A 12977-nucleotide genomic window follows, 5' to 3' on the forward strand; every position below is an offset into this window, starting at 1 on the left:
ATTTGCCCAGTCAACCGACGATATCAAGCTCCTTCAAACCTTGCTTGCGCAGGGAAGTGTTAGATGTTAGCGGTTTTTAGGTTGTCGCGTTACAACCTCTAAGAATTAAGAATTTTCATTTTTATTACCCATTTCAAACGCGATCAGTAACCTGGGACAAAATGGCAGATATCGTCAATATTTTTAAAAATATGCATACATATCATTAACCTACCATAACTAATGGTTTTAATACGTTATCTTCTTTATTGGTTTATTTTCGTGCGGGGTTTCACATTTTCCAATTTATTTAGCGTTTTATGACCAACTAAAACTGACCACCACATTAAATTGTTAACGGAAATAACTGACCTGAACCATTCAGAGTCAATACATCGTTATAGTTCTGTCATATTAAGATAATTAAGTGTTATTTGCTTAGTTTCATTGATTTTCCGATAGATAAAATCGCGGTTAAACTTAATCAAAATTCCATTAGGGAGATATTGGTTTGTTTAGTAAATATTTAAGTGTTAGGTAACCTAAAACAGATGAAGCGGGAAAGAGGGATTAAAATTGACTATTTGATTATTTATTAATTATCAGGTTTTACACTTAAGCACAAATTGACCTCGATTTATTGCCCACTAAGAAACGAAAAATTTATGGTAGCAGTGGCTATCTGGATAAAACCGATATCAGGATAAAAAATAGCATTCTCTTTATCAGAAAGTCGGGGATTTTTGGTGATACTAATAGTTTGAGAATGGTGGAAGACCACAGGAGTCGAACCTGCCAAGAACCGCTGGCGGCCCCATCTGGATTTGAAGTCCAGCCACCCCACCGGGGACGATGATCTTCCATGGAAAAATTGGCAATCATTATAATTTTATTTTCAGAAATTCTAAACCTAGGTATTTAAACAATCTGGTAAAAAAACAGATAAAATATTTGTCTTCATATTGAACTCAGCCGTTTGTAGCCATATCTTAATCACATCTCTTATTTAATATTTAATTGTACCTATCAAGTAGTATAATTAATCACAGGATGTTTTTATTATGACAAATCCTTTACTAACAAAATCTGTGTTACCTCATTTTTCAACCATTACACCGCAAGATGTTCTCCCTGCGATAAAAACCGTATTAGACAACTATCGGCAGACAATTGAGACCATAGTTAAAGAAAATAGCACCTTTAACTGGCACAATTTATGTCAACCATTAGAAGAAGCTAACAACAAACTCTCTCGAGCCTGGTCACCCGTAGGTCATCTCAATGCAGTAAAAAATAGCACCGAATTACGACAAGTATATGATACCTGTTTACCTATGCTATCAGAATTTAGTACCTGGATGGGACAACATACCGGTCTTTACCAAGCTTATAAATCGTTAAAAAATAGTGCTGAATTTGATACCCTCAATCAAGCACAACGTAAATCAATTGAAAATACGTTACGTGATTTTGAATTATCCGGAATTGGTTTACCAGCAGAAAAAAAGAAACGTTATGGTGAAATTGCTATTCGAATTGCCGAATTAAAAACTAAGTTTAGCAATAATGTGTTAGATGCAACGATGGGTTGGACGAAACTGATTAAAAATAGTGATCAGTTAACTGGCATATCGGAAAGTGCTCTTTTAGCAGCAAAAGCATTAGCTAAATCTAAAGGAGAAGAAGGCTGGTTATTAACGTTGGATATGCCAAGCTATCTGCCAATTATGACTTATGCTGATAATCGTCAACTACGCCAAGAAATTCATCACGCCTATAATACCCGTGCTTCTGATCAGGGACCAAACGCTGGTAAATGGGATAATAGTGACATTATGGATGAAATTTTAGCCTTACGTTACGAATTAGCACAATTACTTGGTTTTAATAATTTTGCTGAAAAATCTTTAGCCACTAAAATGGCCGAATCACCCAAACAGGTTCTGGATTTTCTTACTGATCTTGCGCAACGAGCCTACCATCAAGGTGAAAAAGAGCTTGCGGAATTGACCCAGTTTGCTAAGGATCACTACGGAATTGAGAAACTTGAGCCCTGGGATCTGGGTTACTATAGTGAAAAACAAAAACAGCATAAATTTTCAATTGATAATGAACAACTACGTGCTTACTTTCCAGAACAACGGGTTATCAACGGTCTGTTCGAAGTCATTAACAGAATTTATGGTTTGACAGCAAAAGAGCGTCATGATGTGGAGATATGGCATCCCGATGTACGTTTCTTCGAATTATATAATGAACGTGGTGATTTATGCGGCAGCTTCTATTTAGATCTCTATGCCCGAGAACATAAACGTGGCGGTGCCTGGATGAATGATTGTGCGGGCAGATTAAAGCATATCAATGGCAGCTACCAAAAACCTGTGGCTTACCTAACCTGTAATTTTAACCAACCTGTTGGTGATAAACCCGCGCTGTTTACCCATGATGAAGTTATTACCTTATTTCATGAGTTTGGCCATAGTTTACACCATATGTTAACCCAAATTGATGTAGCGGATGTAGCTGGTATTAATGGGGTGCCGTGGGATGCGGTCGAACTACCCAGTCAATTTATGGAAAATTGGTGTTGGCAACCTGAAGCACTTACCTTCATTTCAGGTCATTATGAAACAGGTGAACCGTTACCAAAATCAATGTTAGATAATATGTTAGCAGCCAAAAATTATCAGGCCGCAATGTTTATTCTTCGTCAATTAGAATTCGGTTTGTTTGATTTTCGCTTACATACTGAGTATTCTCCGCAAAAAGGCGGCCAAATTTTATCAACCTTACGATCGGTTAAACAACAGGTTGCTGTAGTGCCGTCACCCGAGTGGGGCCGTTTCCCCCATGCATTTAGCCATATTTTTGCCGGTGGTTATGGTGCCGGTTACTATAGTTATTTATGGGCCGACGTTTTAGCTGCCGATGCATTTTCACGATTTACCGAGGAAGGTATTTTTAATCGCAGTACTGGGTTATCATTTCTTGATAATATTTTAAGTCGTGGTGGTTCAGAGGAACCAATGGTACTGTTTGAACGTTTCCGCGGACGAAAACCTAAGCTGGATGCAATGTTACAAAGTTATGGTATTAATGTATAAATGGCAATTGATATTCAATTAATTTGTGAACCTGGCGCTTCTCAAAGCGCCTTATCGCTGATTGCTGACAAATGGCAACTTAAACACACGCCTGCTGCATTAATGGCATTAGTGCTAACACCCCAGTATTTACAATTAAAAAAATTGGACGAACCTAAATTAGGTGGCATTTACGTTGATTTTGTTTCAGGGGCAATGAGACACCGACGTAAATTTGGTGGTGGTCGAAATGAAGCTATTGCCAAAGCAGTTGGCATCAAAAAATCCTATTTACCGACGATTGTTGATGCTACTGCCGGTCTTGGCAGAGATGCTTTTGTCCTTGCTGCACTAGGCTGTGAAGTCCGGCTGTATGAACGTCATGCCATAGTTGCGGCACTTCTTGATGACGGATTACAACGGGGTTACGCTGACGCTGAAATAGGAGGCTGGTTAAGACAGAGAATGACATTGCTACACGCTTCAAGCATCGATGCATTGACAACGCTGTCACCCGCACCAGATGTAGTTTATCTCGATCCGATGTATCCCCATCGACAAAAGAGTGCCTTAGTAAAAAAAGAAATGCGCGTTTTTCAATCGCTTGTTGGTAATGATGACGATGCTGACAGCCTTTTAATTCCGGCAATGACAATAGCTAAACGCCGGGTTGTGGTGAAACGAGCCAATTATGCATCCCCCCTAGCAGCAATCTCTCCACAAGCGACGATCAAAACTAAAAATCATCGTTTTGATATTTATTCATTTTCAGCTGATTCACTCCGTTAAATATTCATAAAAATAATAAATAACCAAAAATGTTGATAAAAAGCGAAATATTATATAAATATTAACTCTTCTATAAAAATATCCCCTATTTATTGTTCTAAAATACCATTTTTTTTAAAATAATATTCATATTATAAACATTAAAATAAACTTACAATAACCTTAAAACAAATGTAATTTAACAAATGTTATTGTTTAAATGGATATTGTTAATAATATTGGAGATAATTTGTGGATCATAAAATAAAACAACAGGATACATTTGATTATTATTTCAACACCAAAACCTCAAAACAAGAAATAACCCTAACAGAAAAAATAAAAGTTATTCTTAATTATAGAAATCCCTCCCCAAAAAACAAAATAAAATAATTGAAGAAATCCAACAGGCGGTAAATGATTTTAAAATTTTTGCTGATTTAAAAAATATTAAATCAAGCGAAAAACCACTTGAAATATATATATTCGATAATAACGAAGATTACCAACATTATGGTAAAGAAAAAGGTTTAGGAACCGAAGGTGGTAAATTTTATTCAGGAAATCCACCGACCATATATGTATATCAACAGGGGAATGTTTTTAATCTTAAACATGAATTTACCCATTATTTAACTAATATAAATATAGCTAATGAAGCTCACTTACCTACCATATTAAAAGAGGGTATCGCTGATTATATTGAATATTTTTCCGATAATAAATTTAATGCCCAAGCAAATAGCATTGACCTAACTGAAGATGAAATAAAATCAAAAAATATATCTGAATTCTTAAAATTAAAATATTCAAATGACTTTCATGAAAATTCCAAGGTTTATAAAGTAGGTCTTGCTCTTACTATGTATTTAAAAGCAAAAAAACCTGAATTGTTAAAAAATCTTTTACATAATGAAAATCCAGAACAATATTTAGAGCTAATTAAAAATGAAAATGATAATTTTAAAAATTGGCTTAATGAAAATAATAGCAATAATGCCATGCAAAAAATAAATGCTTTAGAAGTGACTAAAGGTGAATTTATTGCTAGCAAAAAAGAAATAATAGATGGTGAAGTTCAAAATGTAAATTATTATACCGCTGATATAAAAAGTTTAGAAACAAAAGAATTTGTTGGTAAATTTGCTACTGTAGAATACACAGGTTATGGTAATTATATTCGTTGCTATAATGCAGCATCTAGAGACTATTTCGATATCAAAATAACCGGTGATTATCACTATTTAAAATTAATTGAAAATAGTAACAATGAAATTAAATTAGTGTTTACCAATGAAGATGGCACTAAATATTTTACCGATAGTTATGAATATCAACATAAACTCAAAATTATAAACTCAAAATACGATCAAAAAATTTTTGAGGGAAAAATAACTGAAGAAAGAGTAAATGAAATAATTGCTCAATTAACAGAAATTAACCCTAATGTGCTAACTAATATGAACTTAGCCAATAAACCTTTAGGTACTATTTTCAATGTAAAAAAACTCGGTAAGGGTATGGTCAGTGCATTATCTTTATATGATGGAGAAGAAAAAGTTAGCGAATTACTTAGCGAAACCGGTTTCTTCAAACAAATTGATGGCCAACAGCAATAATCCTTTGTTTTTTCCAATGCGCTTCATAATCTCCATACAAGTTATGGTGGCAAGGTTTATCTGGCTGTTGAAAAAGAGGAGCAACAATATAAAGCTTCTTTGATAGATGGTAGAGAAGTTCATAAAGACCCATATTTTGATCAGCCACATTTACATAAAAATGAGTTACTAAGCCCCAGTATCAATCATATTCAGCAAAAAGATCTGCCATCATCACAACTCAATGGTACCAAAATATACAATCATAAAGATTCCCCATTAGCCCAATATGCAACTTCACAAGAACAACCGCCGTACACGATTAAAAAGGGTGAATTATTAGACAATAAAGGAAGTTCAAGCATAGATGATGATGTATACGAAGCGGTGATTTATAAAGATGATAAAGTAATTTATAATTTCAAGACCACCGGATTTTATATTACTGAAGAAATAACCGACCAAAATAATAATATTATTGATGGCAGTGAGTTATTTATTCATGATCATGGCAAAAATATTCGTTATCAATTACCAAAAGAAATAACATATCTAAAATTAATAAAAAAAGACGACGCCTATAAACTTGCAGTTTGTGACAAAGAGGGTACTGAATATACTGACATACCCGATGAATATAGACTTATCGATTCCATTTTTGCCCACCGATACGAAAAAAAAGATCACTCAAATAACCATCTTAATATTGGCTTAATAAATTTTGACAAATATCCAGAGGGTTCTCTTTTTCAACTTAAATACGATCCAAATGATTATCAAATTCCAAGAAATGAAAATAATGATATAGTAAGAATTTCTGATAGTTATAAATATTCTACTAAAGTAAAAATATTTTATAATGGCACTGACATTGGCATGTTATCTAATGATCACCATAATTTTCAAGGTCATATTTTCTTTTCCATTGATTATAACTACAGTTTCAAGGATTTTCTCGCCTCTTATTCTCCACAAGTTAATATTATTGAAGACTCTTATTCTCCACAAGTTGATATTATTGAAGAGGTAATAGTGTTCGAACAAGGTTATGGTGACATTGGCAATACAAATCACGGATATACCGACTATAAAAAAATTCATTTAACAACAAATGACCATCAGCCAGTTAATAAAAGCCCTGACAATAAGATTACTACTGACATTCTTTATAAGAACAAGCCCTTCAGCCATAACCCTTCCTATCAACCATTATCCGATAATAAATATAATGAAAATAATATTTATCATAGACAACATTCGGATATGGGCTGTGCTGATTATCAGGTTGAAAATAATCAAAATATAGGGAGTGATAATGGAACGATTGATTATGAAAACGCTATTTATCCATAGGAATAGATAATATAACCTAATAAAAACAACGTCGTTTACTAATTTTAAAATTGTCATATTAATTTTAACCGGATTGGAAAATGAAAAACATTTTCCAATATTTTAATTATTTACATAATGAATATTAGGATTGAATCTTATAAAAATAAAAATGGGAATAGCATGACAGATAATTCAAAAACTAAAAATAGCAATATATTAATTAAATAAAAACATATAAAAAAGCGTTTTATAGTATTGGCATATTTACCGCTATCATTAATATACTGATGCTAGCCCCCTCTATTTATATGTTACAAGTTTATGATCGTGTCTTGGCGTCAAATAATAAAATGACGTTATTAATGTTGACACTACTTGTTATTTGCATTTATTTATTGGCGTACTCGAATGGGTGCGTAATCTGATTGTTATACGTATTAGCACAGGCCTAGACCTATCAGTTAATCAATCGGTATTCAATGCAGCTTATCAGCAAAGCTTAAAATATAATGATTCACAAGCCAGCCAAGCGTTAAGTGATCTCACAACACTACGCCAATTCGTAACAGGGAACGCTCTATTTGCTTTATTTGATGCGCCTTGGTTTCTCTTTTTCCTCTGTGTGGTGTTTTTACTCCATCCATGGTTAGGCTATCTAGCCTTAGGTGGCGCAACTTTTATTTCCCTACTTGCCTGGCTGAATCAACGTTATACTCATAAACCACTAGCGCAAGCCAATCTAATGGCTCGCAAAGCTATTAATCAGGCCTCTACCCACTTGCGTAATACAGATGTAATCGAGGCAATGGGCATGTTAGGTAATATACGTCGCGGCTGGTTAAGCTACCATCACGCTTTTTTATCCCAACAGAATTTAGCCAGCGAAAGAACTTCAACCACCAGCGCATGGTCAAAAACCTCACGTTTGATGCTGCAATCTCTGGTATTAGGCATGGGCGCCTGGTTAGTCACTAATAATGAATTGACCGCAGGTATGATGATCGCCAGTTCTATTCTGGTGGGACGTGTACTCAGCCCGATCGACCAACTTATTGCTGTTAGCAAACAATATAATAATGCCAAACAGGCTTATCTACGCTTAGATCAGTTATTCAAACAGCATCCTCCCCGTAAACAAGTGATGACTTTACCTGCGCCAACTGGCGAATTAAGCGTTGAAAATGTTCTCTACCGCCCTGATCCTGAATATCCACCGCTGTTATTTGATATCCAATTTTCACTCTCTGCCGGCCAAACATTGGCTATTATTGGTGCATCTGGTGCAGGGAAATCGACATTAGCTCGGATACTTGTCGGCGCGCTTCCTCCTACTCTAGGATACATCCGGTTGGATGGTGCAAATATTCACCAAATGGATAGAGAAATTTTAGGGCCTCACATTGGTTATCTACCGCAAGATATACAATTATTCGATGGTACAATCGCAGAAAATATTGCTCGTTTTGCTGAAATTGACGTAGACAAAGTAATTACTGCCGCCAAAATTGCCCGAGTGCATGACTTAATTCTCACTTTACCTAATGGATATGACACTCAATTAGGCGAGTACGGCCGTGGCTTATCTGGCGGACAAAAACAGCGATTAGCTTTGGCGCGAGCTATTTATGGCCTTCCCCGTTTAATTATTCTCGATGAACCTAACTCTAATCTTGATAGCGAAGGAGATAAAGCCCTGTGCCTTGCGATTGAAGAACTTAAAAAACAACATTGCACCCTTATTATAATTACCCATCGCCCTTTTCTGCTCAGATATGTAGAGCATGTGCTAATTTTACAAGCCGGAATGTCACCACGTTTTGGAACACCACAAACATTATTAAATGAACATAAAACGTCACAACTAACAACGTGATCCTTCAATATTTCAGTCTGTAAAAATAATAGCAATTAATGGAAAAAAATATGTCAGCACAAGGTAAATATCACAAATCATCTCCTATCTTAACAGACAAATTAATCAGTAATGAAAAACGAGCTGTATACTTAGGCTGGTCATTAGTGACTATTGGATTTGGTGGTTTTTTATTATGGTCTGCACTGGCTCCTTTAGATAAAGGGGTTCCTGTATCAGGTAATGTGATTGTGGCAGGCAATCATAAAACTATTCAACATCAATACGGCGGGATCATTGAACAACTATCCGTTAATAATGGTGAAAAAGTACAAGCAGGACAAATTCTTTTAACACTCAACACCGTTGAAGTGCATGCAGAATACAATATAAAACTAAAACAATACCACGAACTGTTAGTAAGAGAAGCCCGCTTATTAGCTGAACAGCAGGGCAAAAAACGGTTGATTTTCTCACCCGCTTTGCAAGGTGAAATGAAGAAACATGATATAAGCGAACTTATTCAATTAAATCAACAATTGCTGGAAAACCAATATCAAGTTTTACAATTAGAGTTGGCCAGTATTAAAGAAAAAATAACCGGATTGAACGCTACTTTATATGCCCAACAACAAAAAGCAAAGAGCCAAAAAACGCAACTTACTATATTATTGCAACAATTAGAAGGATTAAGGGAATTAGAAAAAAACGGCTATATTGCTCGCAATACATTATTAGAAACTGAAAATAAATATACTGAAGTCGATGGTAATTTAGCGCAAACACTTGGTGATATTAGTCGCATCCAACATCAAATATTAGAACAAAAACTGCTTAGCGAAAAACTCCAACAAGAATATCAAAAAGATGTTCATGCCCAACTAGCAGACACACAAACAAAGATTAATCATACCAACAGTCAGCTCGTTAAAGCAAAGTTCATGCTGAATAATTCTCAAATACGTGCCCCGGTTGCTGGCACCATAATTGGTATGTCAATTTTTACTGAAGGCGGCGTAATCGCTGCCGGACAAAAAATGATGGAGATTGTTCCCGATGATCAACCACTATTGGTTGATGCACGGGTTCCGGTACATTTGATTGATCAAGTGAAATTAGGTTTACCGGTAGAGTTACAATTTACTGCATTTAATCAAAGTACGACTCCTAAAGTGGAAGGCAACGTGACGATGATTTCTGCTGATAGGCTACTTAATGAACAGACTGTTGAGCCCTATTATTTATTACAGGTTCAAGTAAATGATGAAAATCGTCAACGCCTAAATCAGTTAACCATCAAACCAGGAATGCCAGTAGAAGTTTTTATTCGTACTGGCGAACGGTCGCTACTAAATTACTTGTTTAAACCTTTAATTGATCGCCTGCATATGAGTCTAAATGAAGATTAATATAACTATAGGTCAGCTGATAGGATAAATAATAATCGACAAATTTTTGCTAACAACATCGCCTGAAAAGGATAGTTGCAGGCGATGTTCAATAAGCAAAATAATATTCAGAATTTTACTAGCATTAAGCGATATAATTAGTTTTTAATTTGCCCTATCGCTATTGATTTATTACAGGATACCTTGTGCTAACATCGCATCGGCGACTTTAACAAAACCGGCAATATTAGCGCCTTTAACATAATTAGTCTGCTTATCTTCTCCACCATATTTCACACAATTCTGGTGAATATCTAACATAATATGTTTCAAGCGGCTATTCACTTTTTCTGCTGTCCAACTCAAATGCGCCGCATTTTGTGCCATTTCCAAACCTGATGTTGCAACCCCTCCGGCATTGGCCGCTTTTCCCGGTCCAAACAGAACACCAGCCTCAATAAACGCTTCAGTAGCTTCAATTGTTGTCGGCATATTTGCACCTTCAGCAACCGCTTGAACACCATTTTTAATTAAAATTTTCGCATCTTCTATATCAAGTTCATTTTGAGTGGCGCAAGGTAAGGCAATATCTACTGGCACCGACCAGGGGTTTTTTCCTTTAAGATAAGTCAAACCAAACTCTTCTGCATATGACTCAACACGACCATATTGATTTTTAATTGCTTCCAATCGTTTAAGTTTTTCGGCTGTAAAGCCTACTTCATCAACAACGGTTCCATTTGAATCGGAAGCGGTAACAACCTTAGCGCCTAAAGACATACATTTCTCAATAGCATACTGAGCAACATTTCCTGAACTAGAAACGGATACGCGTTTTCCTTCAAACGCTAAACCATGATGTTTTAACATCGCATCAGTAAAATAGACCAAACCATAACCGGTCGCTTCAGGTCGAATTAAGCTACCACCAAAAGACAAGCCTTTACCGGTAAAAACACAAGAAGTGTTGTTAGACAGCTTCTTCATCATACCTGCCATAAAACCGACTTCACGCCCACCCACGCCAATATCTCCAGCAGGAACATCGGTATAAGGACCTAAATGTCGGAAAAGCTCTGTTATCAATGCCTGACAAAAACGCATAACTTCTGCCTGGCTTTTTCCTTTAGGATCAAAATCTGAGCCACCCTTACCGCCACCCATAGGTAAAGTGGTTAACGCATTTTTAAAAGTTTGTTCAAAGCCGAGAAATTTTAAAATTGATAAATTAACTGAAGGATGAAAACGCATTCCACCTTTAAAAGGGCCAATTGCCGAATTAAATTGTACCCGCCAGGCTCGATTAACTTGAACATTTCCCTTATCATCTACCCAACAAACACGAAACTGAAGCACCCTTTCAGGCTCTACTATTCTTTGCAGTAATGCCTGTTCACAATATTGAGGATTATCGCGTAAAAACGGCGCCAGGGAAGTAAAAACTTCACGCACAGCTTGTAAGAATTCAGGTTGATGAGCATAACGTGATTGGATTGGTGTTAGGAATGTCTCTAAAGATAAACCATCTTTCATACAAAATTCCTTAGATTAAAAAATAAATTAAGATATTTTCATACTTATTAACATTTATTTTTGCAGAATGACCTGCTAGGTGTGAATTTACTTATTGAATATATCACTAATTTATCTCTATTTTTAATGAGATTTTTTGTGTCTTAATCACATTTTCTGGCAAAATATAAGTCGATTTAATTTATCGAAAATTAATAAAAAAACACTTGAATAATCAAGTGTTTTTATTGAAAAAATTGATTTACCAATAAATATTATCAATCACTATCTTTTAATGGCACAATTAGCATATCAACATGAACAGTATTAATCAGCTGGCGAGCCGAGGACATTAACTTACTCCAGAAATCTTGATGATGACCACAAACAACTAAATCTACCTTGTATTCCTTGATTGCATCAACCAAAACCTGCCCAAGATCACCTCGGCCACTCAATTCTTTTTCAATCTTATAATCAGCTTCTTTGGCTAATTTAGTCAATGCATGGTGAGTTTCCTTAGTGATACGCTGCTCCATATCACCAAGATTTACATCAATCAAGCCGGTATAAAGATCAGAATAATTTACATCAACATGAATTAAAGAAACTTTTGCATTATAAGGTTTTGCCATGGAGACAGCTTTATCGACTAAAACTTTACTTTCTGGGGATAAATCAACTGTAACAAGAATATGTTTGTAAGCCATATCTAGATCCTTTCAAACGTAGCTCTTAAAAAAGAACACCTGTTTTTATGATAAATACTTAGCGGTCAAACCTGATAGTTTAATATCATCTTGAACATAGTTTAATAAAAATTTTACCCATAAATTATGAAAAATAGATACCTTCAGAATAATTAGCATAGACCAAATTAGTTAAATTTTCCATAATTTAGCATAAAAATCATAGTGTTGAAGATATCAATTATTTGTTAAAAAATATACATCATAAAAATTAAACTGATAAAAATAATCCCAATGGGTCATTTTGTGAAGTTGTTAGATTATTCTACAATTAAAATAAACCGGCAACTGATAAGCAAATATCTTCTTTTGCACTTGCTAAAAACAATATCAGTGGCTAAATCTGTATTTTTTGAGGTCATTATCTTAATATGCATGTATGGTTTTGGGCATTATGTATACTTTGCATCATAAATATGATGCGATATTTTTCTTCAATCCGAGTATTACTTTTTATTTTGCGGGAATCTGATCCCTTGCTCTATCAATCTGTTGATGGCAACGGATTCTTTACCGCCCATGGCCAATGGACTAAGCATATAAAACTAATCCGTTATATTAATACTCAACAATACACTAATCATCACGATCCCGAAGTTATTTTACGTTGTGAACGTATTCGCAAACAATTCATGTTAATTAGTGGATTAAGTATTATTGTTTTTATAAGTTTAATATGGAACATTTGGTGATATTAATGGACTCAAGTAATA

At 35.1% G+C, this 12977-nt stretch carries 9 protein-coding genes and 1 tRNA gene; 7 read left to right on the top strand and 3 right to left on the bottom strand.

What is annotated here, in order from left to right; all coding sequences use genetic code 11:
* Nucleotides 1-746 precede the first annotated feature (746 nt).
* A tRNA-Sec gene (locus AACL31_RS20010) sits at nucleotides 747-841 on the bottom strand.
* A 199-nt stretch (nucleotides 842-1040) separates the two neighbouring features.
* Here AACL31_RS20010 and prlC point away from each other — a divergent pair.
* From prlC to AACL31_RS20040, 6 genes are all read left to right on the top strand, one after another.
* A complete protein-coding gene (prlC, locus tag AACL31_RS20015; protein ID WP_310512033.1) occupies nucleotides 1041-3083 on the top strand; it encodes an oligopeptidase A in 2043 nt (680 codons plus the stop codon).
* The gene (rsmJ, locus tag AACL31_RS20020; RefSeq protein ID WP_310512032.1) at nucleotides 3084-3851 is read left to right on the top strand and encodes a 16S rRNA (guanine(1516)-N(2))-methyltransferase RsmJ; all 768 of its coding nucleotides are present in this window, start codon (nucleotides 3084-3086) and stop codon (nucleotides 3849-3851) included.
* Nucleotides 3852-4312: 461 nt separating this feature from the next.
* On the top strand, nucleotides 4313-5449 hold the full coding sequence (locus AACL31_RS20025; protein WP_339054035.1) for a collagenase: 1137 nt from the start codon (nucleotides 4313-4315) through the stop codon (nucleotides 5447-5449).
* Nucleotides 5450-5548: 99 nt separating this feature from the next.
* Nucleotides 5549-6781 carry a hypothetical protein gene (locus AACL31_RS20030; RefSeq protein ID WP_310512031.1) on the top strand — a complete coding sequence of 411 codons (1233 nt, stop codon included), beginning with the start codon at nucleotides 5549-5551 and terminating at the stop codon, nucleotides 6779-6781.
* 394 nt (nucleotides 6782-7175) lie between these two features.
* Entirely contained in the window at nucleotides 7176-8636 is a 1461-nt protein-coding gene (locus tag AACL31_RS20035; RefSeq protein WP_310512030.1) for a type I secretion system permease/ATPase, read from the top strand.
* Nucleotides 8637-8686: 50 nt separating this feature from the next.
* On the top strand, nucleotides 8687-10024 hold the full coding sequence (locus tag AACL31_RS20040) for an HlyD family type I secretion periplasmic adaptor subunit (protein ID WP_310512029.1): 1338 nt from the start codon (nucleotides 8687-8689) through the stop codon (nucleotides 10022-10024).
* Between the two features lie 171 nt (nucleotides 10025-10195).
* Here AACL31_RS20040 and gdhA read toward each other — a convergent pair whose 3' ends face one another.
* Together gdhA and uspA are read right to left on the bottom strand one after the other, a co-directional pair.
* Complete coding sequence (gdhA, locus tag AACL31_RS20045; protein WP_310512028.1) at nucleotides 10196-11536, bottom strand: NADP-specific glutamate dehydrogenase; 1341 nt, start codon at nucleotides 11534-11536, stop codon at nucleotides 10196-10198.
* A 257-nt stretch (nucleotides 11537-11793) separates the two neighbouring features.
* Nucleotides 11794-12225: a universal stress protein UspA gene (gene uspA, locus AACL31_RS20050; protein ID WP_032115767.1), complete on the bottom strand. Its 432-nt coding sequence runs from the start codon at nucleotides 12223-12225 to the stop codon at nucleotides 11794-11796.
* Nucleotides 12226-12680: 455 nt separating this feature from the next.
* Between uspA and uspB the strand changes: the two genes are divergently transcribed.
* Nucleotides 12681-12956 (top strand): universal stress protein UspB, encoded by a 276-nt coding sequence (gene uspB / locus AACL31_RS20055; RefSeq protein WP_238565692.1) that lies wholly within the window; start codon nucleotides 12681-12683, stop codon nucleotides 12954-12956.
* Nucleotides 12957-12977 lie beyond the last annotated feature (21 nt).

Origin of the sequence: Arsenophonus endosymbiont of Crataerina pallida (assembly GCF_964020125.1) — a bacterium.
Taxonomy (GTDB): Bacteria; Pseudomonadota; Gammaproteobacteria; order Enterobacterales; family Enterobacteriaceae; genus Arsenophonus; species Arsenophonus nilaparvatae.